Source organism: Streptomyces sp. SUK 48 (genome assembly GCF_009650765.1).
GTDB lineage: Bacteria > Actinomycetota > Actinomycetes > Streptomycetales > Streptomycetaceae > Streptomyces.
On the sequence record NZ_CP045740.1, the window covers coordinates 6,402,689 to 6,428,787 of the forward strand.

The window sequence follows — 26,099 nt, forward strand, 5'->3', positions numbered from 1 at the left end:
GCGAGCGAGCGGTGACTGGCGGCGGGTCAGGCGACCCGGCCCGCCGCCAGCACCACCCGGGCCAGTTCGGGGTGCAGGATGTCGCTGTGCGCCCCGGCCGGCGGACCGCCCCGGCGGACCACCGCCGCCGCGTCCACGTTCACACACCCCGCCGCGGGCAGCTTCCCCGCCAGGGCGCCGGCCAGGTCCAGCCGGGCCGTGCCCGGCACCGCCTGCACCCCGTCATGGCCCAGCGCGCCCCACCGCGGGCCCAGCACGGCCGCGATCTCGTCGCCCAGGCAGGACCGGTCGTCCCCGGAGAGCCGCGAGACCAGCGGGTAGAACGTGCCGAGCGCCGCGTCGAAGTGCGAGTGGCAGCACACCAACGGGCCGTCGATCCGCCGCTGCTGATCCTTCAGCGCGCCGGACCTGTGCGGGTCGTCGGGCAGCCGCTCCGCGAACGCGTAGTGCGAGAAGGCCCCTTCGAGCAGGGTCACCGACTTCACCGGGGACGCCTTCGCGGGCAGCCCGCGCAGCGCGAACGCCACCAGGCGCGCGCCGAAGCTGTGCCCCACCAGATGCACCCGCACCCCCGGTGCCTGCGCCGCCAGCTTGCCCAGCAGCGGCCCGAGCCCATGCTCGCCGACGGTCCCGGCGCGTCCCTTCATCTGGTAGTACGCCGCCTGCCGCAGCAGCTCCTTCGCGCCCTCCCAGGGATTGGGCAGAGTGAACCCCTCGGTGCCGCCCGGCGCCGCGACGGCGGCCAGCGCCTGGGCGAACTCGGCGCACGCGGTGGCCGGGTCCTCGGTGAACACGGCCGGCTCGCCCTCCTCGTCGGTGTCGGCCGCCGCGCTCCCCGTCCCCGCAAGCAGCAGCCGCACCAGCCGCCCGAACCGGGGCAACCCCGCCTCGCCGGCCGGCCGTTCGTCGAGCAGCCGGGCCAACTGGTCGACGACGTCCGCCCGCTCCGGGAAGGCGACGAGCAGCCCGCGCCGGGTGTCCTCGTCCAGCGCGGGCCCGGGTGCCGCCTCCGCCGCCGTGGCCGCCACCGACTTCGGGAAGTCGGGGATCGGCTCGTCGCTGAACCGCATCGACGGCCAGACCACCCCGACGTACCCGAGGCGCGCCTTGGGCGCGAGCCCCGGGAACGGCGCGAAGAAGCGGCGGTACAGGGCGGTCGCGGCCGAGCGGTCCTCGTTCCAGCCGTGTGCGAAGACGACCAGGTCACGCACGCCGTGCTCGGTGACCTGGGCCAGCAGGTGATGACGTTCGGGCGGGTCGGCGTCCCCGCTCGTGTCGAAGGTCAGCTCCCAGTAGGGAGACACGCTCATCCCGGAATCCGCCATGTCAGGCTCCCTCGCCCCGCGGAGAACGACACGTTACCCGGTGTAATTGTCCCGCGACACAGAGGAGTTGAAACCAGTCCGCGCGTCTCAGCCGTACAGCAGGTACTCCTTCCGGAGCCGCCGGAACGCGGCCAGCTCCGGCTGCCAGGCGCCCACCACCTCGTCGGTGTCCGCGCCCGCGTCGATCATCGTGCGCACCCGGTCCGAACCGGTGAGCTTGTCGATCCAGTCGTCCGGCCGCCAGGCGAAGCCGTCCCAGACCTTGCGCGCGGTCACCAGCAGGGCGATCCCGGTGCGCACGGGGTCGTAGGCGGCCCGGTCCGTCACATGGATCTGCACCCCGCCCGCCGTCTTCCCCTCGAACTTGGAGAACGTGGGCGCGAAGTACGCCTCCCTGAAGCGCACCCCGGGCAGCCCCAGCGCGTTCGCGGCCGCCGCCCAGCGGCCGTCGATGCCCTCGGCGCCGAGGAGTTCGAACGGCCGGGTGGTGCCGCGCCCCTCGGAGAGGTTCGTGCCCTCGAACATGCAGGTGCCGGAGTACACCAGCGCCGTGTCCGGGGTGGGCATGTTGGGGCTCGGCGGCACCCAGGGCAGCGCCGAGGCGTCGTAGAACTCCGTGCGCCGCCAGCCCGTCATCGACACGGTCTCCAAGGCGACGGACCCGCCGAGGAACTCCTTGTCGAACAGGCGGGCCAGCTCCGCGACCGTCATCCCGTGCGCCTGTGCGAGGGGCTGCCGGCCGACGAACGTGGCGAACTCCTTGTGCAGCACCGGGCCCTGGGCCGCGCGGCCGGTGACCGGGTTCGGGCGGTCGAGCACCATGAACCGCTTCCCGGCGAGGCGGGCGGCCTCCATGCAGTCGTACAGCGTCCAGATGTACGTGTAGAAGCGCGCGCCGACGTCCTGGATGTCGAAGACGACCGTGTCCACGCCGGACGCGGTGAAGACGTCGGCCAGCGGCCGGCCGCTCTTGAGGTAGGTGTCGTAGACCGGCAGGCCCGTCTCCGGATCGTCGTAGCGGCCCTCGGAGCCACCGGCCTGCGCGGTGCCGCGGAAGCCGTGCTCGGGACCGAAGACCGCCGTCAGCCTCACCCGGCCGTCCTCGTGCATGACGTCCACGATGTGCCGGGCGTCGCGGGTGATGCCGGTGGGGTTGGTGACGATGCCGACGCGCCGGCCGTCGAGGAGCCGGTAGCCGTCGGCCGCGAGCCGTTCGAAGCCGGTGCGCAGGGACGCCCGGTGGTGGGCGGACGCGGCCGGTGCGGGGGAGGCGGCCGGCTCGGGGGACGCGGCAGGCACGGCGGCCAGGGTGGCCGTGGCCAGGAGATTTCTTCGGGACAGCTGCATGGGACCTCCGTTGCTGCGGAAGGTACGGGCCTCTAGAGGTTGGTGCGATGGCCCTTCCTTCACACATACCGACCGGTTAGTCTGGCCGCGCTGAGCCGAGTCGCGTCGTGTCGAAGGAGACCGATGGTGGAAGCCATGCAGGATGCGGGAGTCGTCGTCACCGGGGCCGGTGGGGGGATCGGGGCCGCGCTGGCCCGGCGATTCGCCGGGGCCGGGGCCCGGGTCGTGGTGAACGACCTGGACAAGCGCAAGGCGAAGGCGGTGGCCGAGGAGATCGGCGGGACCGCCGTGCCCGGGGACGCCTCCGCGATCGTCGAGGACGCCCGGGACGCGCTCGGCGGGACCATCGACGTGTACTGCGCCAACGCCGGGGTGGGCTTCTCCGACGGCGACATCGCCGGGCCGCTGGACGAGCGGTCCTGGGCGCTGGCCTGGGACGTCAATGTGATGGCGCACGTCCGCGCGGCCCACGCCCTGCTGCCGCACTGGCTGGAGCGGGGCGGCGGCCGGTTCGTCACCACCGTGTCCGCCGCCGGGCTGCTCACCATGGTCGGAGCCCCCTCCTACAGCGTCACCAAGCACGGCGCCTACGCGTTCGCCGAGTGGCTGTCCCTGACGTACCGCCACCGCGGTCTGAAGGTGCACGCCATCTGCCCGGAGGGCGTGCGCACCGACATGCTCGCGGCCACCGGCACCGCGGGCGAGGTGGTGCTGGTGCCGACCGCGATCGAGCCGCAGGACGTGGCCGACGCGCTCTTCAAGGGCATCGAGGAGGACCGCTTCCTGATCCTGCCGCACCCGGAGACCGGCTCCCGCTACCAGGTGCGCGCGGCGGACCCCGAGCGCTGGCTGGCCGGCATGAACCACCTCCAGCAGAAGGTGGAGGAGGTCTCGTGAGCGACTCCCCGTACGCGGCCAGGCCCTGGCTGGCCCTGCTGAACGAGGCCCAGCGGGTGCCCGTCGCCCCCGCCGACTCGCTGGTGCACGCCCTGCGCGCCGCCGCCGCGAAGGCGCCCGAGCGCACCTTCCTCGCCTACTTCGACGCCCGCCTGAGCTACCGCGAGGTGGACGAGCTCAGCGACGCGGTCGCCGCGCGTCTCGCCGCGCGCGGCCTGGAACGCGGCGACCGGGTGGCCGTACTCCTGCAGAACTCCCCGCACTTCGTGCTCGCCGTGCTCGGCGCCTGGAAGGCGGGCGCGACCGTGGTGCCGGTCAACCCGATGTACAAGTCGGCCGAGGTCGGCCATGTGCTGCGGGACGCCGAGGCGGCCGCGCTGATCTGCTCCGACCGGGCGTGGGAGTCGTACCTGCGCGAGACGGCGGCCGGCTCGCCGGTGCGGATCGTGCTCACCGGGTGCGAGCTGGATTTCCAGACCCGCGACGACGAGCGGGTGCTGGCCTTCGAGCGGCTGCCCGCGGCCCCGGACGCCGAGGACCTGGTGGCCGTGGCCCGGCAGGGCGGGCGGCCGCCCGCGGGGCGGGACCCGGTGCCCGGCGACATCGCGCTGATCAGCTACACCTCCGGGACCAGCGGCACCCCCAAGGGCGCCACCAACACCCACGGCAACATCATGTACACCGTGGAACGGCAGCGCACCGGGCTCCCGCTGCCCGAGGGCCCGGTCTACTTCGCGCTCGCGCCGCTGTTCCACATCACCGGCATGGTCTGCCAGTTCGGCGCCTGTCTGAACAGCGCCGGCACCCTGGTGCTCGCCTACCGGTTCGAGCCGGGCGTGGTCCTGGAGGCGTTCGCCGAGCACCGCCCGGTGTTCACGGTCGGCCCCGCCACCGCGTTCATGGCGCTCGGCGCCCACCCCGGGGCGGGCCCGGAGCACTTCTCCTCCTTCGTCCACCTCGCCTCCGGCGGCGCCCCGCTGCCGCCCGCCCTGGTGGAGGGGTTCCGGGCGCGGTTCGGGGCGTACATCCGCAACGGGTACGGGCTCACCGAGTGCACCGCGCCCTGCGCCTCCGTGCCCTCCGGCCTGGAGGCACCGGTCGACCCGGTCTCCGGGACGCTCGCGGTCGGGCTGCCGGGACCGGACACGCTCGTACGGATCGTGGACGAGAACGGCGCGGACGTGCCGTTCGGCGAGCAGGGCGAGATCGCGGTGCGCGGACCCCAGGTGATCCCCGGCTACTGGCGCCGCCCCGACGCGACCGCCGAGACCTTCCCCGGGGGCGAACTGCGCACCGGCGACATCGGGTTCATGGACCCGCAGGGCTGGCTCTACGTCGTGGACCGCAAGAAGGACATGATCAACGCGTCCGGGTTCAAGGTGTGGCCGCGCGAGGTCGAGGACGTCCTGTACGCCCATCCGGCGGTGCGCGAGGCGGCCGTCGTCGGCATCCCGGACGGCTACCGCGGGGAGACCGTCAAGGCGTACATCAGCCTGCGTCCGGGTGCCGAGGCGGACCCGGATGAACTCGCGGTGTACTGCAAGGAGAGACTGGCCGCCTACAAATATCCGCGCCAGGTGGAGATCCTGCCCGAGCTGCCCAAGACCTCGAGTGGGAAGATCCTCCGGCGGGAGCTCCGCTCCCGCGGCGACGGCGGACACCAGGACTAGCGACCTCACGGAAAGGCAGGTGGCGGCAGTGCCCAGGACGACGGACGGCGACGGAGCACCTGTTCCGCAGCGGCTTCTGGCCGCCGCCACCCGGCTCTTCGCCGAGCAGGGCTACGACCGGACATCCGTACAGGAGATCGTGGAGGCGGCCGGCGTCACCAAGGGGGCGCTGTACCACTACTTCGGCTCCAAGGACGATCTGCTGCACGAGGTGTACGCGCGCATGCTGCGCGTCCAGCAGGAGCGGCTCGACCACTTCGCCGACATGGACGCGCCCGTGGAGCGGCGGCTGCGCGAGGCGGCGGCGGACGTCGTGGTGTCGACCATCGAGAACCTGGACGACGCCTCGATCTTCTTCCGCTCCATGCACCAGCTGAGCCCGGAGAAGCACAAGCAGGTACGGGCCGAACGGCGCCGCTACCACGAACGGTTCCGCGCGCTCATCGAGGAGGGCCAGGAGTCCGGCGTCTTCTCCACCGCGACCCCGGCCGACCTGGTCGTGGACTACCACTTCGGCTCCGTCCACCACCTGTCCACCTGGTACCGCCCCAACGGGCCGCTGAGCCCCCAGCAGGTGGCCGACCACCTCGCGGACCTGCTGCTGCGCGCGCTGCGTCCCTGAACGCCGGTGCGGGGCGGCCCTTCCCGGGCCGCCCCGCACGCGTGTCCGCCTACAGGTACTTCTTCAGCTCCCGCCGGGCCAGCGACCGCTGGTGCACCTCGTCCGGGCCGTCGGCCAGCATCAGGGTGCGGGCGGCCGCGTAGACCTCGGCCAGCGGGAAGTCCTGGCTGACCCCGCCCGCGCCGTGCAGCTGGATCGCCCGGTCCAGGATGTCGACCACCGCGCGCGGTGTGGCGATCTTGATGGCCTGGATCTCGGTGTGCGCGCCCCGGTTGCCGACGGTGTCCATCAGCCAGGCCGTCTTCAGTACCAGCAGCCGCAGCTGCTCGACCGTCACCCGGGCGTCGGCGATCCAGTTCTGCACCACGCCCTGCTGGGCCAGGGACTTGCCGAACGCGGTACGGGAGACCGCGCGCCGGCACATCAGCTCGATCGCCCGCTCGGCCATGCCGATCAGCCGCATGCAGTGGTGGATCCGGCCGGGGCCGAGCCGGGCCTGCGCGATGGCGAAGCCGCCGCCCTCCTCACCGATCAGGTTGGCCACCGGCACCCGCACCCGGTCGAAGACGACCTCGGCGTGTCCGCCGTGCGAGTGGTCCTCGTAACCGAACACCCGCATGGCCCGCTTGATGGTCACCCCGGGCGTGTCGCGCGGCACCAGGACCATGGACTGCTGGCGGCGGATGTCCGCGCCGTCCGGGTCCGTCTTGCCCATCACGATGAAGATCCGGCAGTCCGGGCCCATCGCCCCGGAGATGTACCACTTGCGGCCGGTGACGACGTACTCGTCGCCGTCCCGCTCGATGAGGGTGGTGATGTTGGTGGCGTCCGAGGAGGCCACCTCCGGCTCGGTCATCGCGAACGCGGACCGGATCTCACCGGCGAGCAGCGGCTCCAGCCACTGCTTCTTCTGCGCCTCGTCGCCGAACTGCGCCAGCACCTCCATGTTCCCGGTGTCGGGCGCCGCGCAGTTGGTCGCGACGGGCGCCAGGTGCGGGGAACGGCCGGTGATCTCGGCGAGCGGCGCGTACTGGAGGTTCGTCAGGCCCGCGCCGTACTCCGTGTCGGGCAGGAACAGGTTCCACAGCCCCTGCCGGCGCGCCTGCGCCTTCAGCTCCTCCACCACCGCCGGGGTGTCCCACGGCGAGGCGAGCGCGGCCCGCTGCTCCTCGGCGACCGGCTCGGCCGGGTAGACGTACTCGTCCATGAAGGCGAGCAGCTTGGCCCGCATCTCCTCGGTACGCGCGTCGAACGCGAAGTCCATGACGGTCAGCCTTCCTGAAGGGTGGTCAGTCCGTGGTCGATGAAGACGGGCACCAGCTCGCCGATCCGGTCGAAGCCGCGCCCGACCGTCTGGCCCAGCGTGAAGCGGTAGTGGATGCCCTCCAGGATCACGGCGAGCTTGAAGAACGCGAACGCCTCGTACCAGGAGACGGCCGAGACATCGCGCCCCGAGCGCGCCGCGTACCGCTCGATCAGCTCCTCGGGCGCGGGGTGCCCCGGTGCCTCGGCGGTGGTGGAGACGGGCGAGTGCGGCATGTCCAGGGAGCGGCTGTACATCACCAGCAGGCCGAGGTCGGTCAGCGGGTCGCCGAGGGTGGACATCTCCCAGTCGAGGATCGCCGTGATCCGGTCGTCCGCCCCGATCAGCACGTTGTCCAGCCGGTAGTCGCCGTGCACCACGGTGGCGCCGGGCGAGGCGGGGAGCTTGCGGCCCAGCTCGGCGTGGAGTTCGTCGATGCCGGGCAGCTCGCGGTCGCGGGAGGCGTCCAGCTGCTTGCCCCAGCGGCGCAGCTGCCGGTCCAGATAGCCCTCCGGGCGGCCGAAGTCGCCGAGGCCCACCCCGGCGGGGTCCACCGCGTGCAGCTCGACCAGCGTGTCCACCAGGGACAGCACCGCGCCCCGCACCCGCTGCTCGCCGAGCGGGGCGAGCTGCGCGGAGGTGCGGTACGGCGTGCCCGCCACGAACTCCATGATGTAGAAGGGCGCGCCGAGCACCTCCTCGTCCTCGCACAGCAGCACCGGCGCGGGGACCGGTACCGAGGTGGGGTGCAGGGCGCTGATCACCCGGTGCTCGCGCTTCATGTCGTGCGCGGTGGCGAGGACATGGCCGAGCGGCGGGCGGCGCACGACCCACTGCGAGGTGCCGTCGGAGAGCGCGTAGGTGAGGTTCGACCGGCCGCCCTCGATCAGCCGCCCGGTGAGCGGCCCCCGCACCAGTCCCGGGCGCTCCCGCTCCAGCAGGGCGCGCAGCCGGTCCAGGTCCAGTCCGGGCGGGTGGTCGGCGCTCATGGGTCACTCCTGCGAACGATCGGGTATCAGGACCCGACTCATGATGCCGACCGGTCGGTATGTCGTCCAGTGGGTGCGGCGAACAGGACGGGAAACGTGACGGGGACCACCGGGTTCCCGGCGGCGGGGGAGGCTCAGTCCTCGGCGTTCCTGGCCTTCCCTGTGTTCTCGGCGTTCTCGGCGTTCCCGGCGCGGAACTCCGCGAGCCGCTCGTACGCGGCCAGTCCGTCCGGCACCCACTCCCACGTGCCGAGGCGCGCCTCGACCTCCTCGTCGGAGAGGAAGTCGTGCCACTGCACCTCCTCCGCCTGCGGGTTCACGGGCAGCTCGCAGCGCACCTCGTACACCGCCGACCACCAGGTCTTCCCGGCGCCGTCGTCGTAGAGGAACGTGAAGAGGTGCGTCGGCCGGGGCAGCCCGGACACGCCCAGCTCCTCCTCGGCCTCCCGCAGCGCCGCCTCGTCGTAGGACTCGCCCGCGCCCACGACCCCGCCGACGAACGGGTCGTACAGGGCGGGGAACACCAGCTTGGTCGCCGTGCGCCGGTGCACGAACAGGCGCCCCTGCGCGTTTCGGGCCTGGATGAAGACACAGCGGTGGCGCAGCCCGCGCCGGTACACCTCACCGCGCGGCAACTGCCCGACGACGCGGTCGTGTTCGTCGACGACGTCGAGGATCTCGTCAGCAGGATTCATGCCCTCATCCAAGCACGGGGGCAGCGCCCCGGCGGAGGGCTTCAGCGGCGCTGGAGTTCGTGGGCCGGCGGTTCCGACTCCGTCGTGCCGCAGGGCATCGCCGGGTGCATCCCGAGCAGCACGATGCCCGCGACCACGCCCGCGAGCCCGGCCGCCTCCCAGGCCAGCGCCCCGGTGTCGGTGCGCAGCCGGTCGCCGAGGAAGCCCACCCCGCACAGGATCCCGGCGAGCGGCTCGGCCGCGGTCAGCGCGGGCAGCGACATCCGCAGCGGGGCCGTCTCGAACGCGCTCTGCACCAGTACGAGACCGGTGACCCCGCACGCGAACACGCCGTACGGCTGCCAGCTGGTGAACAGCTCCGCGAAGCCGCCGTCGGAGAAGAGGGTGCCGCTCACCCGGGTCAGCGCGTCCTGCACCCCGTAGAGCAGCCCGGCGGCCAGGGCCAGCAACACGGCGGCCCAGTGCAGCCGGGAGCGCTTGGCGTACGTCGTCAGGGCCAGGGCCACGCCCACCACCACGCCGATGATCAGCCAGTGCCGCAGCGGATCGGCGATGGCGTTGCCCGCCCGGGGCTCGCCCCCCGTGATGAACGCGCTCACCCCGCCCGCGAGCAGCAGCAGCCCCGCCCAGCCCTGGCGTCCCAGCGGCTGCTTGGTCTGGTGCCGGGAGAGCGCGAGCGCGAACAGCAGATTGGTCGCCAGCAGCGGCTCCACCAGTGAGATCTCGCCCTTGCCGAGCGCCACCGCGCCCAGCACCATGCCGGCCACCATCAGCGCGAGCCCGCCCAGCCAGCGCGGCACCCGCATCAGGTCGAGCAGCAGCCGGAACGACAGGAAGTCGCTCAGCGGCGCCTGTTGCGCGGCGTTCTGCTGGAGCACGAAGCCGAGGCCCAGACAGCAGGCCGCGCTCACGGCGAGGAGGAGAACCAGAACCGACACGCTGCGTACCTCGATCATCCGGCCGGACCACGGACGCGTAGGGGCCGACTGTAGCGCCCTCGGGGCGGCATGCCCCACAAGCGCCCGGAAAGGGGTGGTCGACCCGCCATGGTCGGCGCCCGGGGCGGGGGGCGCCATGACGTACGCCACACGCCTCGGGGCGACGGGACGCGCGACGGCACGGCGTAGACCGCTGCGCCCCGCCGCGCGCCGGTCCCGCACCGGTTCCGGCCCGGCCTCACGGTCGGTCACGTATCCGCGCTCATACCCCAATGTCCCTGCTACGAACGGTAGTTGAACCCACCAACATCAGCGTTCCGCTTGACGCAAACCTTGGCCTGCGGGTTTGCTGTGTGTGATCGGCCGATGGCAGCCCGAGAAACAGGAAGTCCCGCGGTGTCACCACTCCCGCCCCTGCTCGACGTGCGCCGGGCCCGCACGGTCCGGTCCGGCGCCCCCGCACCGGACCTCCCCGGCGGCTACGACGACGCCCTCGACGACGCGGACCTGCGCGCCGCGCGCGCCGCGTTGGTCCAGGGCCGCCGCCAGGCCGCCCGCTCCCTGCTGCTGCACACCGGCGACGACTGGGACCGCCGGGGCCACCGGCTGACCGTGCTCGCCCGCGAGCCGTACGCCGCCGCCTGGGCCCGGGACTGGCTCCGGGCCGAACCCGGCTCCCCGGACGCCGCGGCCCTGCTCGCCCTCGCCCGGGTCCAGCGCGCCCTGCGCGGCCGGGAGGACCCCGCACGGGCCCGTGCCGCGTGCGAGCGGGCCGCCGCGCTCGCCCCCGCCGACCCCACCCCCTGGCTCGGACTGCTCCGCCTCGCCCGGATCGCCGGACCCGAGCGCGAGGTCCTCGACGTGTTCGCCGAGGTGTGCCGCCGCCACCCCGAGCACCACCACGCCCACCATCTCCTCGTCGCCCGCCTCGCCGAACGCCCCTCGGGCGGTCGGTACGAGTCCCACGAGGTGTACGACCTCGCCGAGCTGGCCGCCGCCGAGGCCCCCGCCGACTCCCCGCTGGCCGTGCTGCCGGTCGTCGCCCTCGCCGAGCGCTACCGGGTGCTCGCCGCCACCGGCCTCGCCCCGGCCGAGCCCGCCGCCGGCGCGCACTGGTCCGGGCCGCGCGCCCGCCGGATCCTGCGGGCCGGCTTCGACTGGTGGCTGGAGTGGGAGCAGGACGAACACCCCCGCCGCCACATCGACCTCAACCACCTGGCGTTCGCGCTGTCCTGCGCGGGCCGCCCGGCCGAGGCCGCCGCCCTCTTCCGGCGCATCGGCGCCCATGCCACCCGGGCCCCCTGGAGCTACCCGCACCGCGACCCGCGCGCCGCCTTCCGGGCGGCCCGCGCCTCCGCATTTCTTACGAATCCCTGACCGGGGCCCCGGTTCCCTGGTCACCCCGCGCGCCCGGTGTTCGAATGAGGGGGTGAACCCCGAACCCCCCGAGGAACGGGACGGCACCCCCGTCGGCCGCCGCGTCTTCCTCGGCACCCTCGGCCTGGGCGCCCTCGGCGTGCTCGCCGCGCCCACCCTGCAACGTGCCCTGGAGGGCATCGCGGGCAAGGATCCGACGGGCCTGACCGGTCTGCTGCCCAACGGCGGCGGCTTCCGCTACTACTCGGTCGCCGCCTCCGTCCCGGACAAGAACGCCACGGACTACCGCCTGACCGTCGGCGGCCTGGTCGACCGCCCCCGCGCCTACACCCTCGCCGACCTGCGCGCCCTCCCGCAGACCCGGCTGGTCAGGGACGTCCAGTGCGTCACCGGCTGGCGGGTCCCCGGCACCCCCTTCGAGGGGGTACGCCTCGCCGACCTCCTCGACGCCGCCGGGGTCCGCCGCACCGCCAGGGCGATCCGCTTCACCTGCTTCGACGGCACCTACAGCGAGAGCCTCACCCTCGACCAGGCCCGCCGCCCGGACGTCCTGGTCGCCCTGCGCATGCAGAACAAGGACATCGGCCACGACCACGGCGGCCCCGTCCGCCTCTATGTCGCGCCCATGTACTTCTACAAGTCCGCCAAGTGGCTCTCCGGCATCACCGTCACCGACCGCGTCGAGCCGGGCTACTGGGAGAAGCTGGGCTACGACGTCGACGCCTGGGTCGGCCGTTCGAACGGACGCACCGATGAGCCTACGAGCTGACACCCCGGCCCGCCCCGCCGCCCGGATCCGCCGCTTCTCCGCGGCCGAGCGCTGGATCCACCGGGCCACGGCCGCGCTGATGGGCGTCTGCGTGCTGACCGCGGCCGTCCTCTACATCCCCCAGCTGGCCGTCCTGGTCGGCCGCCGCGAACTGGTCGTGCGCGTCCACGAGTGCGCCGGGCTCGCCCTGCCCGTCCCCGTCCTGCTGGGCCTGGCCTCCCGCGCCTTCCGCGCCGACCTGCGCTTCCTCAACCGGTTCGGCCCGCACGACAGGGTCTGGCTGCGGGCCGCCCTGCTCCGCGACCGGCGCCGGGGGTCGCGCCCGGCGGGCAAGTTCAACGCCGGGCAGAAGATCTACGCCGCCTGGATCGCCGGCGCGACCCTGGTCATGCTCGGCACCGGCCTGCTGATGTGGTTCACCCATCTCGCCCCGCTGGTCTGGCGCACCTCCGCCACCTTCGTCCACGACTGGCTCGCCCTCACCATCGCGGTCGTCCTCGCCGGCCACATCGGCATGGCACTGGGCGACCCGGAGGCGAGGGAGGGGCTGCGCACGGGGACGGTCAGCCGGGAGTGGGCGAAACGGCGGCACCCGCTGTGGCGGCCGCGCCCGTGAACGGATTCCGGCCCGCGCGAAGGCCCGTGCGAAGGTTCGCGAGAAGGCCCACGAAAAGGCCCGCCCCCACAGAGGGGGCGGGCCTTCTCGCGTCGTACCGCCGTCGGCCGCTACACCACCAGCGACAGCACCAGCACCAGCGCGCCGCCGACCACCGACAGGATCGTCTCCATGACCGACCAGGTCTTGACGGTCTGGCCGACGGTGAGCCCGAAGTACTCCTTGACCAGCCAGAACCCGGCGTCGTTGACGAAGCTGAAGAAGAGCGAGCCGGCGCCGATCGCCAGGACCAGCAGCGAGGTGTGCGCGGTCGACATGTCGGCCGCGAGCGGGGCCACCAGACCGGCCGCCGAGACCGTCGCCACCGTCGCCGAACCGGTCGCCAGCCGGATCACCACGGCGATCAGCCAGGCCAGCAGCACCGCCGGGATCGACCAGTTTTTGGACACGTCCAGGATCATCTGGCCGACACCGCAGTCGATCAGCGTCTGCTTGAAGCCGCCGCCCGCGCCCACGATCAGCAGGATGCCCGCGATGGGCATCAGGCCCTTCTCCACCGTGGCCTGGAGCCGCTCCTTGCTGAACCCGGCGGGCCGGCCCAGCGTGAAGAAGCCGACGATCACGGCGGCCAGCAGGGCGATCAGCGGGGCGCCGATCACGTCGAAGGCGCGCTGCGTGGTGTTCGCCGGGTCGTCGATGACGATGTCCACCAGCGCCTTGAGCAGCATCAGCGCCACCGGCAGCAGGATGGTGACCAGCGTCGCGGCGAAGCTCGGACGGCGCGTCAGCTCCTGCGAGGGCCGCTGCGGCAGCATCCGCTCCGGCGCGGGGACGTCCACCCAGCGGGCCGCGACCTTCGAGAACAGCGGACCGCCGACGATCACCGTCGGGACGGCGACCAGGATGCCGAACGCCAGCGTCACGCCCAGGTTGGCGTGCAGCGCGGAGATCGCGACCAGCGGGCCGGGGTGCGGCGGGATCAGGCCGTGCATCACGGACAGACCGGCGAGCGCCGGGATGCCGATGCGCATCAGGGAGTAGTTGCCGCGCTTGGCGACCATCAGCACGACCGGGATCAGCAGCACGATGCCGACCTCGAAGAAGATCGGCAGTCCGATCACGGAGGCGATGAGCACCATCGCCCACGGCATCGCCCGGCCGCTCGCCCTGGCCAGGATCGTGTCCACGATCTGGTCCGCGCCCCCGGAGTCGGCGAGCAGTTTGCCGAGCGTGGCGCCCAGCGCGATCAGCACACCGACGCTCGCGACCGTGGCGCCGAGCCCGGTGGTGAAGCTGGTGAGCACCTTGTCGAGGGGCGCGCCGGCCGCCGCGCCGAGCGCCAGCGACCCGATGGTCAGCGCCAGGAAGGCATGCAGCTTGAACTTGGTGATGAGCAGGACGATCACCGCGATGCCCACCAGGACGGCGATGCCCAGCTGGGCGTGTCCTGCGGTGGAGATCGGCGGAGGGGCGTCCGCTGCCAGCATCTCGACGCTGAGTCTGGTCACGGGGGTTCCTTGCGGTTACGGGGAGTTGGGGAACGCTACTGCTGCGCGGATGCGGTGGACAGCCCGTCCAGTGCCAGTACGGCGCGTTCGGCGATCTCCTCCGGGCCGCCGGTGACGTCCACGGCGACGCCCGCTTCGTCCGGTCCGAGAGGCTCCAGCGTGGCGAACTGCGAGTCCAGCAGCGCGGTCGGCATGAAATGGCCCCGCCGGTGCGCCATCCGGTCCTCGATCAGCTTCCGGTCGCCCGTCAGGTGTACGAACACCACCCCGGGCGCCACCGCCCGCAGCCGGTCGCGGTACGCCCGCTTCAGCGCCGAACTGCTGACCACTCCGCCCAGTCCCGCCCGCCCGTGCGCCCAGTGGCCGATGGCGTCCAGCCAGGGCCAGCGGTCGCTGTCGTCCAGCGGTGTCCCGGCCGTCATCTTGTCGATGTTGGCCCTGGGGTGGAAGTCGTCGCCCTCGGCGTACGGGACGCCCAGCCGCGCGGCGAGCAGGGGACCGATCGTGGTCTTGCCCGTCCCCGCGACGCCCATCACGACGACGACCTGGGGGGTTCGCATGTACTGCCTCGCTGTCTTCCTCGACATCCGACGCCACGGCGGCGTCGCCACACTGAAACCCATTAGGTACGACGAATTCAAGAGTCTGTGATGTATAAGTCTGACTTTTTGTTTCCGTGACCTACGCCGTACGCTGAGTGCATGAGCACACCGGGCCGGGGGCTGCACGGCCGCGTACTGGACAGCCTCGGCCCCGCGATCACCGCGGGCGAGTACCCGCCGGGCAGCATCCTGCGCACCGACGAACTCGCTCAGCACTTCGAGGTGTCACGCTCCGTGATGCGCGAGGCGGTGCGGGTCCTGGAATCCATGCACCTGGTCGAGTCCCGCCGCCGGGTCGGCGTCACCGTCCGCCCCAAGTGCGAGTGGAACGTCTACGATCCGCAGGTCATCCGCTGGCGGCTGGCCGGCGCCGACCGCCCCCACCAGCTGCGCTCCCTCACCGTGCTGCGCTCCGCGATCGAACCGGCCGCGGCCGGACTCGCGGCCCGGCACGCCACCGCCGAGCAGTGCGCCGAACTCACCGAGTGCGCGCTCGGCATGGTCGCCCACTCCCGCGGCCACCGGCTCGCGGAGTACCTGTTCCACGACGTCGCCTTCCACCGGGTCATCCTCACCGCCTCGGGCAACGAGATGTTCGCCCGCCTCGGCGACGTCGTGGCCGAGGTGCTGACCGGCCGCACCCAGCATGAGGTCATGTTCGAGGACCCCGACCCGGCGGCCGTCACCCTGCATGTGCGGGTCGCCGAGGCGGTGCGCGCCCGGGACGCGGTGCGCGCCGAGGAACTCACCCGGCAGATCACCGTGGGCGCGCTCCAGGAACTGGACATCCTGGCGCCGTGACGCGGGCGCCGGAGGGTGTTTTCCGGGGTCCCGCTACTCCAGGAAGTCCCCGTCCACGTACACCCACGCCCCCGCCACCCGCTCGAACCGGCTGCGCTCGCACAGCGAACCGCCCCGGTAGGAGGCGCGGAAGGTCACCGTCCCGGTGGCGTGGAAGGCGGACCCGTCGGTGCCGTCGAGGATCTCCAGACCGGTCCACCGCATCCCGGGATCGAGATCGAGCCGCTCAGGCCGGGTCCGCGGATGCCAGGTGCGCAGCAGATACCCCGCGTCCCCCTTGACGAAGGCGCAGTAGCGCGAGCGCATCAGCAGCTCGGCACTCGGCGCGCCCGCGGCGCCCGAGTGGAAACGGCCGCAGCAGGCGTCGTAGGACTGCGGCAGTCCGCAGGGGCAGGTGGCGTGCGTGGTCATGCGCCCCATTGTGCCGGGACGGGACGGCCGCACCGGGCCCGGGGCAGGGGAGGCGTCCACCGCCGGGCGGGTGCACAGTGGAGAACGGGCGGACCCGCAGCGGACGTACGGCCCGACGTCCCCCGGGGGGCCGCGCCGCGAGGAGGAGGGACGGACGATGACCCGACCCGTGACCAGCCATCACCCGCCGGCCGTCAAGGAGTGGCGGCTGAACCTGTACCTGTCCGAGCACGACCCGGACACCACGGCCCGGATCGTCCTGGACACGGGGGACAACGTCCTGGAGAGCCACGCCGAGGCCCGCCGCAACCCGTACGACCGCGACATCCCCGAGATCGGCGACGAACTCGCCGCCGGGCGCGCCCTGATCGCCATGGGCCGGCTGCTGGTGCGCGCCGCCAACGGCGACATGCGGGCGCTGGGCGCGGCCGACACGGAGGACCCCACGCCGCTCTGGCTCCCCCGGGAGTGAGGTGACCGCCGTGCGGTTCGCCGACCGGCTGGAGGCGGGGCGCGGGCTCGGTACCCGCCTGCTCCGTCTGCGGGGCCCGGACGTGGTGGTGCTCGGGCTGCCGCGCGGGGGAGTGCCGGTGGCCGCCGAGGTCGCCGAGGCCCTGGACGCTCCGCTGGACGTCTGCCTCGTACGCAAGCTCGGAGTGCCGTACCAGCCCGAACTGGCGATGGGCGCGATCGGCGAGGACGGCGTACGGGTGCTCAACGACGACGTGCTGCGCGGTACCGGCGTATCCGACGACGAACTCGCCCGGGTCGAGGAACGCGAGCGCCGGGTGCTCGCCGAACGCGCCGCACGCTACCGGGGCGAATGCCCCGCCATCTCGCTCGCCGGCCGTACCGCCCTGGTCGTCGACGACGGGGTGGCCACCGGCTCCACCGCCCGCGTCGCCTGCCGGGTCGCCCGCGCCCGCGGCGCCGCCCGCGTCGTGCTCGCGGTCCCCGTCGCCCCCCGCGACTTCACCCGCCGCCTCGGCGGCGACGCCGACGACGTCGTCTGCCTCCTGACACCCTGGGACTTCGCCGCCGTCGGACAGTTCTACGACGACTTCACGCAGACCGAGGACGCCGAGGTCACGGCGTGTCTGCGCCGGGCACGGCGGCGCCGTACGCGCGCCGGGGGCACGGAGCGGGAAGTGAGCGTGCCGGCCGGGGACGTACGGCTGGGCGGCAGCCTGACCGTGCCCGAGGGCGCCACCGGCGTCGTCGCCTTCGCGCACGGCAGCGGCAGCGGCCGGCACAGCCCCCGCAACCGGCACGTCGCCGAGGGCCTGCACCGCGCCGGACTCGGCACCCTGCTGTTCGACCTGCTCACCGACGCGGAGGCACCGGACCGCGACAACGTGTTCGACATCCCGCTGCTGGCCGGCCGGCTCCTCGCCGCCACCCACTGGCTGCGCGCGGAGCCCTCCGCCCGCGGCCTCGCCCTCGGCTACTTCGGCGCCAGCACCGGCGCGGCCGCCGCCCTGTGGGCCGCCGTCGAGGGGCGGCCCGCCGCCGTCGTCTCCCGGGGCGGCCGCCCCGACCTCGCCGGACCCCGGCTCCCCGAGGTCACCGCGCCCACCCTGCTGATCGTCGGCGGCGCCGATCCGCTGGTCCTCGACCTCAACCGGGACGCCCGCTCCCGGCTGCGCTGCGAGAACCGGCTGGAGACGGTCCCCGGCGCCACCCACCTCTTCGAGGAACCGGGCACGCTGGAACGGGTCACCGAACTGGCCCGCGACTGGTTCACGGACCACTTGGCGGCCGCGCACGTGTAAAACCCACCGCCGCCGCTGCGTCCGCGCCGGGCTCAGCGCCCGCCCTTGCGCAGAAACCGCCGCAGCCGGGTCAGCGGCCAGGTGTTGATCACCTCGTCCGGGGTCAGCCAGCCGCGCTGGGCGGTGCCGATGCCGTACCGCAGCTGCGCCAGATGCGGCACCGAGTGCGCGTCGGTGTTCACCGCGAACCGCACCCCGTGCGTCCGCGCCCGCAGGATGTCCTCGTCCCCGAGGTCCAGCCGGTCCGGCTGCGCGTTGACCTCCAGCGCGGTACCGGTGCGCGCGCACGCCGCGAACACCTCGTCCCAGTCCGCGTCCACCCCCGCCCGGCGGCCGATCAGCCGGGTGGTGGGATGCCCGAGGATGTTCACGTGCGGGTTCTCCACCGCCCGCACCAGGCGCCGCGTCATCGCCGTGCGCCCGAGGTCGAAGTGCGAGTGCAGCGAGGCCACGCACAGATCGAAGCCGGCCAGGAACGCGTCCGGCCAGTCGAGCCCGCCGTCCGGCCCGATGTTCAGCTCGGTGCCGTGCAGCAGCCGCATCCGGCGACGGGTACCGTCCAGCTCCCGCAGCCGCTCCCGCTGGGCGAGGACCTTCTCGTCCGTCATCCGCTGCATGTACAGGTCCGGTGCGTGATCGGTCACCGCGTAGTACGCGTACCCGCGCTCCGCCGCCGCCTCCACCATGGCGTCCAGGGACGCCAGACCGTCGGTGAGATCCGTATGCGTGTGCAGATCACCGCAGACGTCCCGCTCGGTCACCACCTGCGGCAGCTCCCGGCGCAGCGCCGCCTCGATCTCCCCGCGGTCCTCCCGCAGCGTCGGCACGATCCACGGCAGCCCCAGCCGCGCGTACACCTCCTCCTCGGTGCGCGACGCCACCGATTCCCCGCTCTCCCCGCTCTCCGCGTCGAACACGCCGTACTCCGACAGCTTCAGCCCCCGGTGCACGGCGATCGTCCGGGTGCGGATGTTGTGCGCCTTGGACCCGGTGAAGTACTGGAGCCCCGCGCCCCACGAGTCCGGCGGCAGCACCCGCAGATCCACCTGGAGCCCCTTGCCGGTGCGCACCGACGTCTTCTTCGTGCCCCGCGCGATCACCTCGGCCGTGCCCGGCAGCTCGCACAGCGCCGCCATGAACGGCCCCGACTTCCTCGCCGCCACCAGGATGTCCAGGTCCCCGACGGTCTCCCGCATCCGCCGCAGCGACCCCGCGTACGCGCACCGCCGGCACCCGGTCACCGCTTCCAGCGCGCCGACGATCTCCTCGGCGGTGTCCAGCGCGACCGACAGCGGCACCCGCGCCCCCGCCTGCCGCAGCAGCTCGATCCCGTGCCGGATGTTGTCCTGCGTCTTCTCCCCGAACCCCTTGAGATCGGCCAGCCGGTCCGCCTCGATCGCCGCGGCCAGCTCGCTCACCGAGGAGATGTGCAGGTCCTCGTACAGCCGCAGCGCCTTCTTCGGCCCGAGCGTCGGGATGGTGATCAGCTCCCGCACCCCGGCGGGAATTTTCGCCCGCCGCTCCTCGACGGCCGCCATCTTCCCGGTCCGCAGGTACTCGATCACCTTGTCCGCGATCGACCGCCCCACGTTCGGGATCTCCCGCAGCCCCTCCTCGTCCAGCTTCGAGACATCGGCCGGATACCCCCCGACGGCACGCGCCGCCTTCTCGTAGGCACGCGCCTTGAACGCGTCACCTCCGGTGATCGCGATGAGATCGGCGTACTCCCGCAAAATCGCCTCGACCTCACCATTGACCCGGGCCACACCCCCAGTCTAAAAACCAGACCGCCACGCGGCGCCCCCAGCTAGCTACTCCGGCGGTCGGCTGTACCGCTCCAGCGCGGCCTTCGCTGTGGACCGGTCCACCAGTCGCAGCTCCCACGGACCCGTGTTCACATCGAAGTCCTTGCCGAACCCGACCCACTTTCCCGCCATGCGCCGGCCGGTCGGCTCCACAAGCATTTGCACCGCACCGTGATAGCGAGCGCCGTTGTAGTAGCCGTCCGAAGCGGTCTGCTCCACCCACGAACCAGTGATGACGTTGCGATCCACGGTCAGGTCCAGGGTGAGAGGGCTGTCCGGGTTCGAGGACGCGCCTGGCAGGCTCTGTGCCGTCAGCCGGTTCCCGTGCTGGACGATCACCACGTAGTGCTTGCCCTCGTAGGTCTCATCCCGACTCGATGAGAAGAACTCGTAGCGGCTGAGCCACACCCCCGAGTAGTTCTCAGCGGTCGTCCGCACTGTCTGCGAGGTCACGGCAGCGGAGGCGACCCCGTCTCCTCCTGCGTCCATGTCATGCCCTCCTTCGCCGTCTGCGTGAACCCTCGCCATCGGTACCGGCAGGGTGAACCCCAGGGCCTCTACCGGGCGGCCCGTGACTCGCTCCAACGCCCTTGCGTACACACCCCGGGGCGTCTTGCTCGTGCCGGATTCCCAGCGCTGTACCAGACGCTTCGACGCTTCGTTGGGCTCCCCCAGCTCTTGCCCGGCCCGGCGTAGAGCCTTGGCGAAGTCGTCCTGGCTTAAGCGCAGGCCGATACGCACGGCCCGCAGCACATCATTCGGCACCACGGCGGTCGTCGTCATGACGTCAAAGCTAGTCCCGACACCACGCCGATGACACCGGTTTGACGCCCACTAAGGCGTCATTGACGCCCCTCTGAGTGACATCCGGACGACGCCGGAAGCGTCGTCGTTCCGTCATTCCGGCAGCGGGAGCATCACCTCATCGACGTGACCCTCACCATTCGGGTGTCCCGCGGCTCCGGCAAGGCGTGCCGCTCTGCCGATGCGCCCGGTGCGCGTCCGGGACCGACCCCACGGGATCACCCGGTCTCCTGACCAGAAAGGCACAGACGTGACGACCACACAGCACGACAGGACCAGCGTCCTCAGCCTGATCAGCCCAGCTTTCCGGGCGGACCTCATCACCATGGTCCGCGAGGACCACTGGCCGGAGATGACCGACGACCAGGGCGAGCGCGGTGTCGACCAGCTCGCCGCGTTCCTCGCCGTCGCCGCGCGCACCACGGAGAAGGCGGCCCCCAGCCTCCGGGTGGATCTCTTCTGGCACGCGGCGATCCTGCACACCAAGCCCTACGCCGACTTCTGCGGCGCGCTCGGCGGGTTCATCCATCACGTTCCCGACCGCGACAGCGTCGCACACGACCCGGCTGAGGGCCGGGCCGCGATGCGTCGGACGGCCGAGATGATCCGCGCGGCCGGCTTCGTCACCGATTCCGAGTTCTGGCCCGTCAACGGCGCCGCCGACTGCACCCAGTCGTACGCCGGGTGCACCGACAGCCCGAACAGCGGCAGGAGCAAGTAACAGCCGCAGAACGCCCGCATCCGCTTCAGCCGCCCGGTATCGTGCCGGGCGGCTGAGGCCATGGATGAGAACGGACCCCCGCATGACTGACGCTCGTAGCTCCGCATGGGACACCTACTCACAGACCAAGCCGCAGCGGAGGCTCACCAATGCCAAGGGCGAGACCACCTGGTTCAACTGGACCCAGTACGCCGACCACGGCCCCGGGGCGGAAGCGCTGGCGCTCGAACCGGGGGCTGCCGTGCTCGACCTCGGATGCGGGTCCGGCGGCAACCTCGCCCACCTCGCCACCCTCGGCATGAAGCCGGTGGGCGTCGACCTGTCCGCGAAACAGCTCGGCAAGGCGCGTGACCGCTGGCCCGACGTCGGCGGCATGGAACTTCACCAGAGCGACGCACCGGCATACCTGCGGGACACGTCCACGATCTTCGATGCGATCTACAGCGTCTTCGGCGCAGCCTGGTTCACCGACCCCGGCCTGCTGCTGCCCCTCATCCACGGCAGTCTCCGGCCGGGCGGCGTCTTCGCCTTCTCTCAGCGCCCTCCGGTAGAAGGCTGCTACGGCTGCCAGGCGTCCTACATCCCCCGCGGAGCCGACGAAGATCCGGCCATCGTGAAACGATGGGACTACGAGCCCGAGATCTGGTGCTCACGGCTCGAGGACCACGGGTTCGCCGAGGTGACCGCCACCGTGCTCCCGGCCCCGGAGCAGGACACGCGCACCACAGGCACGCTTCTGGTCCGCGCCGTACGGGGAGACTCACCTGTCGCCCGGCGTCCGGACGAATCAAGAAACCAGGACTGGTGAGGTGCCAGGCCGTTTCCCGTCCTCGATGGTCTTCCGGATTCACGACTGGAGGCACGGGGAGGTCACGAACGCAAAAAACCCCAGATCAACTGGGGTCTCTGCTGGTGTCCGAGGGGGGACTTGAACCCCCACGCCCGATAAAGGGCACTAGCACCTCAAGCTAGCGCGTCTGCCATTCCGCCACCCGGACAAGGTGTCTGTCGTGCGCGGTGTTCCCTCGGCGGGGTTTTCCTCGCGGCGACAGAGGAAACATTACCAGGCTTTCGGGGGTGGCTGATCACCCCCGGTCCGGGGCCGGCGGGCGTGAACGGCGTGTGACGGGCCGGGACCGGTCTTGGGCCCGGGCCGCGCGCGGAGAGAGGATGAGGGGGACCCACCAGCAGGGAAGCGGGAGGAAGCAGCGTGAGCGAGAAGGACACGGCCCAGGGCATCACCGGTGAGGACGAGGTCGTCGACCTCTGCCGCGACCTGATCCGGTTCGACACCAGCAACTACGGCGACCACTCCGGGCCCGGCGAGCGCCAGGCCGCCGAGTGGGTCGCCGAGAAGCTGGCGGAGGTCGGCCTGGAGCCGAAGATCTACGAGTCCCACCCCGGCCGCGCCTCCACCGTGGCCCGCATCGCGGGGGAGGACCCCTCCCGGCCCGCCCTGCTGATCCACGGCCACCTGGACGTCGTACCGGCCAACGCCGACGACTGGACCCACCACCCCTTCTCCGGCGAGATCGCCGACGGGTGCGTCTGGGGGCGCGGGGCGGTCGACATGAAGGACATGGACGCCATGACCCTCGCGGTGGTGCGCGACCGGCTGCGCAGCGGGCGGCGGCCCCCGCGCGACATCGTCGTCGCCTTCCTCGCCGACGAGGAGGCGGGCGGCACCTTCGGCGCCCGTCACCTGGTCGACCACCACCCCGAGCTGTTCGAGGGCGTCACCGAGGCGATCAGCGAGGTCGGCGGCTTCTCCTTCACCGTGAACGAGCAGCGGCGGCTCTATCTGATCCAGACGGCCGAGAAGGGCATGCACTGGATGAAGCTCACCGTGGCCGGCACCGCCGGGCACGGCTCCATGATCCACCGCGACAACGCCATCACCGAGCTGTCCGAGGCGGTCGCCCGCGTCGGCCGCCACACGTTCCCGGTCCGCGTCACCAAGACCACCCGGGCCTTCCTCGACGAGCTGGGCGACGCGCTCGGCACCGAGCTGGACCCCGAGGACATGCAGGCGACCATCGCCAAGCTCGGCGGCATCGCCAAGCTGATCGGCGCGACCCTGAGCAACACCGCCAACCCGACCCAGCTGAACGCCGGTTACAAGGTCAACGTCATCCCCGGCGAGGCCACCGCGCACATCGACGGCCGCTTCCTGCCCGGGTACGAGGAGGAGTTCCTCGGCGACCTCGACCGGCTGCTCGGCCCGCACGTGCGCCGCGAGGACGTGCACGCGGACAAGGCCGTCGAGACCAGCTTCGACGGGGCGCTGGTCGAGGCCATGCAGTCCGCGCTGCTCGCCGAGGACCCCATCGCCAAGGCGATCCCGTACATGCTCTCCGGCGGCACCGACGCCAAGTCCTTCGACGACCTCGGCATCCGCGGCTTCGGCTTCGCCCCGCTGAAGCTGCCGCCGGAGCTGGACTTCGCCGGCATGTTCCACGGCGTGGACGAGCGGGTGCCGGTGGACGGTCTCCAGTTCGGCGTGCGGGTGCTCGACCGGTTCATCGACGCCTCCTGAGCGCCTTCATCGACGCCTTCTGAGCGGCCGCCGGTTCGACGCCTCCTGAGCGGCCGCCGGGGCGTTCGAGCAGGGCCGCCTCGGTTTCGGCCGCGCGTTCGAGATCGACTGAGAAGGGTGAATGCGACCATAAGCTCGTAGCTCCATTACTCCCTCCTCGTTACAGGTGATGCGACCCCGCACCTTGGGGCCGCCTTGCCAACGAGGAGGAACAATGATCAAGAAGGTCGTCGCTGCCGCGGCTGCCACCGGTGGGCTGGTTCTCGCGGGCGCGGGCCTGGCCGTCGCCGACTCCGGTGCCCAGGGTGCCGCCCTGAACTCCCCGGGTGTCGTCTCCGGCAACGTCATCCAGGTGCCCGTGCACGTTCCGGTGAACGTGTGCGGCGACACGATCAACGTGATCGGGCTCCTGAACCCCGCCTTCGGCAACACCTGCGTCAACGGCTGACACCGGTTCCCCGCAGGGGCTTTCCACCCCGAGGGGCGTCTTCTTCCAGCCGTCGGCCTCGGAGCGCGCGCCATGTGCTCCGAGGCCGACCGGCCTTTTCCAGACAGTGAAGGCAAGCGAAGGCAGGGGGGTACGCAGCAATGCGACCAGGAACCCGTAAAGGTCTGATGACCATGGCGGCGGCGACCGGGGTACTCGCCGCCGCGACCGGTATGGCACACGCGGACGCGGGCGCGTCCGGCGCCGCCACCGGTTCACCCGGCGTCCTGTCCGGCAACACCGTGCAGGCACCGGTCCATGTGCCGGTGAACGTGTGCGGCAACACCGTCAACGTCGTCGGGCTCCTCAACCCGGCGATGGGCAACGCCTGCACCAACTCCGGCGGCGGCCACGGTGGTCAGGGCCACGGCGGCGCCGGCGGTTCGGGCGGCTCGAGCGCGGGCGGCCACACCTCCGGCTCGCCGGGCGTGGGATCGGGCAACACCGTCCAGGTGCCGATCGACGTCCCGGTGAACGCGTGCGGCAACAGCGTCGACGTCGTCGGCGTGGGCAACCCGGCCCTGGGCAACCACTGCTCCAACGGCGGCGGTACGCCCAGCACCCCGCCGGGCGGCGGCCACACCATCCCGCCGAGCCACCCCGGCCACCCGGGCCAGCCGAGTCACCCCGGTCACCCGAGTCACCCCGGCCACCCGAGCCACCCGACTCAGCCGGGCACGCCGACCACCCCAGGCAAGCCGAGCACCCCGGGCACCCCGGCGACCCCGCCCGCCCACCAGGTGCACGTGCCGCAGGCGCCCCCGGCGTCCGTGACCACGGGGCAGCTCGCGCACACCGGCAGCGACCTGCCGCTGGGCCTCGCGCTGCCGGCCGGCGCGGGCGCGCTGATCGCGGGCGCCGTGCTCTACCGCAAGGCACGGGCCGGGGCCTGACCCGGCGGACGATCATGCCGTGACGGACGGCACATGAGGAGCGGGTCCGGCCCTGTGGGCGGGCCCGCTCCGCCTCTTTCGCGCCGTTGTCGCCCTCAGCGGTGCCGCCTCACCAGGTGGCCCGCACCTGGCGGATGATCCGCCGCCGCAGCCGGACCTTGCGGCTGCCGTCGCGCAGCAGGCTCAGGCGGTCCAACTCCCAGTGTCCGTACTCGGCATGGTCCGTCAGCAGACGTGCGGTCTCCTTGCGGGACACCCCGCGAGGGACATACACGTCGACAAATTCGTATTCCGGCATCGCATCTATTGTGCGGGCTGGTGCCCGGTACGGATAGCGTCTGCACTATGTCTGATGCTGCGCAGCCCACCGCTGCCGAGGTACGCGCCGCCGCCGAGGCGATCAAGACCGCGCTCGACCGTCACCTGGCGGCGGTCGAACGCAGGTCGGGAGACGACGACCCGGCCGTCTTCGAGGCGTTCAACCAGCTGGCCGCGGCCGCCGAGGTGTACGACGAGCTGCTCTACGACCGCTACGACGAGGTCACCCCCTTCGAGATCCCCGGCGCCGACGAGACGCTGCCGCCGTACGCGGGCCCCGAGGAGCCCCACGCGATCAGCGTGCTGATCCGCCGCGACTACACCGTGGCGGAGCCCCAGCGGCTGCTGGCCCAGGCCGAGCGGGTCGAGGCCGCGGAGGACTTCGAGGACCTCGCCGGCCTGGACGAGGACGCCGCCGGCACCGTCCCCGGGGCGCTGGGCCTGCTCTTCGGCGAGTTCGAACCGGACGAGATCGCCTCCCGGCACAAGGAGTTCGGCCTGGAGGAGGGCGACTCCACGCTCTGGGTCACCGCGGCCGACGAGGCCCCGGAGGCCGGGGAGTGGCTGGAGGCCCCCTTCGAGCACTTCGATCCACAGGCGGTCGTGTGCCGCTTCGACGTCAGCGCGGTGTTCGACGACGAGGACGACGAACACGACGACGAACACGATGAGCACGACGACACCGACCCGGACGCCGACGACGACCTGGAATTCGTGGACGACGAGGACCTGGAAGAGCACGACGGCGCGCAGGGCGACGCGCACGACGGCGAGGCCGACGGCGCGGGCGTCCGGGGCGCCGGCAGGTGACCTCGGCGGCGGTGCCGTGACGGCGCGAAGCCGGTACGGCACCGCCGCACAGCGCCGCCACGGGTGATCCTCACCACGGCGGC

Annotated in this window: 27 protein-coding genes and 1 tRNA gene; 15 read left to right on the forward strand and 13 right to left on the reverse strand. The window is 72.3% G+C overall.

Annotated features, from left to right (window positions below; translation table 11 throughout):
• Positions 1-26: 26 nt before the first annotated feature.
• Entirely contained in the window at positions 27-1,325 is a 1,299-nt protein-coding gene (locus GHR20_RS28360; protein WP_194859014.1) for a serine-threonine protein kinase, read from the reverse strand.
• 87 nt (positions 1,326-1,412) lie between these two features.
• A complete protein-coding gene (locus GHR20_RS28365) occupies positions 1,413-2,672 on the reverse strand; it encodes a DUF1343 domain-containing protein (protein WP_153814776.1) in 1,260 nt (419 codons plus the stop codon).
• A gap of 123 nt (positions 2,673-2,795) precedes the next feature.
• Here GHR20_RS28365 and GHR20_RS28370 point away from each other — a divergent pair, with 123 nt between their 5' ends.
• From GHR20_RS28370 to GHR20_RS28380, 3 genes are read left to right on the forward strand one after another with little or no spacing between them, the layout of a single operon-like run.
• Positions 2,796-3,569, forward strand: coding sequence for an SDR family oxidoreductase (locus GHR20_RS28370; RefSeq protein ID WP_153814777.1), 774 nt, complete (start codon positions 2,796-2,798; stop codon positions 3,567-3,569).
• On the forward strand, positions 3,566-5,239 hold the full coding sequence (locus tag GHR20_RS28375) for an AMP-binding protein (RefSeq protein ID WP_111585166.1): 1,674 nt from the start codon (positions 3,566-3,568) through the stop codon (positions 5,237-5,239). Before GHR20_RS28370 ends, GHR20_RS28375 begins: the two co-directional genes overlap by 4 nt.
• Before the next feature lie 28 nt (positions 5,240-5,267).
• Entirely contained in the window at positions 5,268-5,861 is a 594-nt protein-coding gene (locus GHR20_RS28380) for a TetR/AcrR family transcriptional regulator (protein ID WP_153814778.1), read from the forward strand.
• A gap of 49 nt (positions 5,862-5,910) precedes the next feature.
• Here GHR20_RS28380 and GHR20_RS28385 read toward each other — a convergent pair whose 3' ends face one another.
• The 4 genes from GHR20_RS28385 to GHR20_RS28400 all read right to left on the reverse strand — a co-directional run bounded on the left by GHR20_RS28385 (position 5,911) and on the right by GHR20_RS28400 (position 9,786).
• Positions 5,911-7,125, reverse strand: a complete 1,215-nt coding sequence (locus tag GHR20_RS28385) for an acyl-CoA dehydrogenase family protein (RefSeq protein ID WP_153814779.1) — start codon at positions 7,123-7,125, stop codon at positions 5,911-5,913.
• Positions 7,126-7,130: 5 nt separating this feature from the next.
• Entirely contained in the window at positions 7,131-8,153 is a 1,023-nt protein-coding gene (locus tag GHR20_RS28390; protein WP_153814780.1) for a phosphotransferase family protein, read from the reverse strand.
• Positions 8,154-8,287: 134 nt separating this feature from the next.
• A complete protein-coding gene (locus GHR20_RS28395) occupies positions 8,288-8,848 on the reverse strand; it encodes an NUDIX domain-containing protein (protein ID WP_153814781.1) in 561 nt (186 codons plus the stop codon).
• 41 nt (positions 8,849-8,889) lie between these two features.
• Positions 8,890-9,786 (reverse strand): DMT family transporter, encoded by an 897-nt coding sequence (locus tag GHR20_RS28400; protein WP_111585305.1) that lies wholly within the window; start codon positions 9,784-9,786, stop codon positions 8,890-8,892.
• 396 nt (positions 9,787-10,182) lie between these two features.
• Between GHR20_RS28400 and GHR20_RS28405 the strand changes: the two genes are divergently transcribed.
• Genes GHR20_RS28405 through GHR20_RS28415 form a run of 3 tightly spaced genes read left to right on the forward strand, consistent with a single transcriptional unit; the run spans position 10,183 to position 12,548 of the window.
• Entirely contained in the window at positions 10,183-11,163 is a 981-nt protein-coding gene (locus GHR20_RS28405) for a hypothetical protein (RefSeq protein WP_153814782.1), read from the forward strand.
• A gap of 52 nt (positions 11,164-11,215) precedes the next feature.
• Positions 11,216-11,932 carry a molybdopterin-dependent oxidoreductase gene (locus tag GHR20_RS28410; protein WP_241670986.1) on the forward strand — a complete coding sequence of 239 codons (717 nt, stop codon included), beginning with the start codon at positions 11,216-11,218 and terminating at the stop codon, positions 11,930-11,932.
• A complete protein-coding gene (locus tag GHR20_RS28415) occupies positions 11,916-12,548 on the forward strand; it encodes a cytochrome b/b6 domain-containing protein (protein WP_153814783.1) in 633 nt (210 codons plus the stop codon). Before GHR20_RS28410 ends, GHR20_RS28415 begins: the two co-directional genes overlap by 17 nt.
• Before the next feature lie 110 nt (positions 12,549-12,658).
• Here GHR20_RS28415 and GHR20_RS28420 read toward each other — a convergent pair whose 3' ends face one another.
• On the reverse strand, positions 12,659-14,056 hold the full coding sequence (locus tag GHR20_RS28420; protein ID WP_153814784.1) for a gluconate:H+ symporter: 1,398 nt from the start codon (positions 14,054-14,056) through the stop codon (positions 12,659-12,661).
• A 35-nt stretch (positions 14,057-14,091) separates the two neighbouring features.
• Entirely contained in the window at positions 14,092-14,616 is a 525-nt protein-coding gene (locus GHR20_RS28425) for a gluconokinase (RefSeq protein ID WP_111585174.1), read from the reverse strand.
• A gap of 141 nt (positions 14,617-14,757) precedes the next feature.
• Here GHR20_RS28425 and GHR20_RS28430 point away from each other — a divergent pair, with 141 nt between their 5' ends.
• Entirely contained in the window at positions 14,758-15,459 is a 702-nt protein-coding gene (locus GHR20_RS28430; protein WP_111585175.1) for an FCD domain-containing protein, read from the forward strand.
• 33 nt (positions 15,460-15,492) lie between these two features.
• Here GHR20_RS28430 and GHR20_RS28435 read toward each other — a convergent pair whose 3' ends face one another.
• On the reverse strand, positions 15,493-15,870 hold the full coding sequence (locus tag GHR20_RS28435) for a YchJ family metal-binding protein (protein ID WP_153814785.1): 378 nt from the start codon (positions 15,868-15,870) through the stop codon (positions 15,493-15,495).
• 157 nt (positions 15,871-16,027) lie between these two features.
• Here GHR20_RS28435 and GHR20_RS28440 point away from each other — a divergent pair, with 157 nt between their 5' ends.
• Positions 16,028-16,342 (forward strand): dsRBD fold-containing protein, encoded by a 315-nt coding sequence (locus GHR20_RS28440; protein WP_111585177.1) that lies wholly within the window; start codon positions 16,028-16,030, stop codon positions 16,340-16,342.
• Between the two features lie 10 nt (positions 16,343-16,352).
• The gene (locus GHR20_RS28445; RefSeq protein WP_153816165.1) at positions 16,353-17,642 is read left to right on the forward strand and encodes a phosphoribosyltransferase family protein; all 1,290 of its coding nucleotides are present in this window, start codon (positions 16,353-16,355) and stop codon (positions 17,640-17,642) included.
• 32 nt (positions 17,643-17,674) lie between these two features.
• Here the strand turns inward: GHR20_RS28445 and polX are convergent, their stop codons facing one another.
• Both polX and GHR20_RS28455 read right to left on the reverse strand, forming a co-directional pair.
• Positions 17,675-19,408: a DNA polymerase/3'-5' exonuclease PolX gene (gene polX / locus GHR20_RS28450; protein ID WP_153814786.1), complete on the reverse strand. Its 1,734-nt coding sequence runs from the start codon at positions 19,406-19,408 to the stop codon at positions 17,675-17,677.
• A gap of 45 nt (positions 19,409-19,453) precedes the next feature.
• Complete coding sequence (locus GHR20_RS28455; RefSeq protein WP_153814787.1) at positions 19,454-20,230, reverse strand: XRE family transcriptional regulator; 777 nt, start codon at positions 20,228-20,230, stop codon at positions 19,454-19,456.
• A gap of 271 nt (positions 20,231-20,501) precedes the next feature.
• Between GHR20_RS28455 and GHR20_RS28460 the strand changes: the two genes are divergently transcribed.
• Positions 20,502-20,972: a hypothetical protein gene (locus tag GHR20_RS28460; RefSeq protein ID WP_153814788.1), complete on the forward strand. Its 471-nt coding sequence runs from the start codon at positions 20,502-20,504 to the stop codon at positions 20,970-20,972.
• Positions 20,973-21,054: 82 nt separating this feature from the next.
• Positions 21,055-21,780 carry a class I SAM-dependent methyltransferase gene (locus GHR20_RS28465; protein ID WP_153814789.1) on the forward strand — a complete coding sequence of 242 codons (726 nt, stop codon included), beginning with the start codon at positions 21,055-21,057 and terminating at the stop codon, positions 21,778-21,780.
• A 102-nt stretch (positions 21,781-21,882) separates the two neighbouring features.
• Here the strand turns inward: GHR20_RS28465 and GHR20_RS28470 are convergent.
• Positions 21,883-21,970, reverse strand: a tRNA-Leu gene (locus GHR20_RS28470).
• A 212-nt stretch (positions 21,971-22,182) separates the two neighbouring features.
• Between GHR20_RS28470 and GHR20_RS28475 the strand changes: the two genes are divergently transcribed.
• The 3 genes from GHR20_RS28475 (at position 22,183) to GHR20_RS28485 (ending at position 24,888) form a co-directional block, all read left to right on the forward strand.
• Entirely contained in the window at positions 22,183-23,508 is a 1,326-nt protein-coding gene (locus GHR20_RS28475; RefSeq protein WP_153814790.1) for a M20/M25/M40 family metallo-hydrolase, read from the forward strand.
• A gap of 214 nt (positions 23,509-23,722) precedes the next feature.
• Positions 23,723-23,956, forward strand: a complete 234-nt coding sequence (gene chpH, locus GHR20_RS28480; protein ID WP_111585180.1) for a chaplin ChpH — start codon at positions 23,723-23,725, stop codon at positions 23,954-23,956.
• Positions 23,957-24,096: 140 nt separating this feature from the next.
• Entirely contained in the window at positions 24,097-24,888 is a 792-nt protein-coding gene (locus tag GHR20_RS28485; protein WP_111585181.1) for a chaplin, read from the forward strand.
• A gap of 109 nt (positions 24,889-24,997) precedes the next feature.
• On the opposite strand, the gene GHR20_RS28490 is transcribed toward GHR20_RS28485, so the two are convergent.
• Positions 24,998-25,186 carry a DUF5703 family protein gene (locus GHR20_RS28490; RefSeq protein ID WP_046424025.1) on the reverse strand — a complete coding sequence of 63 codons (189 nt, stop codon included), beginning with the start codon at positions 25,184-25,186 and terminating at the stop codon, positions 24,998-25,000.
• Between the two features lie 47 nt (positions 25,187-25,233).
• On the opposite strand from GHR20_RS28490, the gene GHR20_RS28495 reads away from it, so the two are divergent.
• On the forward strand, positions 25,234-26,016 hold the full coding sequence (locus GHR20_RS28495) for a hypothetical protein (protein ID WP_153814791.1): 783 nt from the start codon (positions 25,234-25,236) through the stop codon (positions 26,014-26,016).
• Positions 26,017-26,099 lie beyond the last annotated feature (83 nt).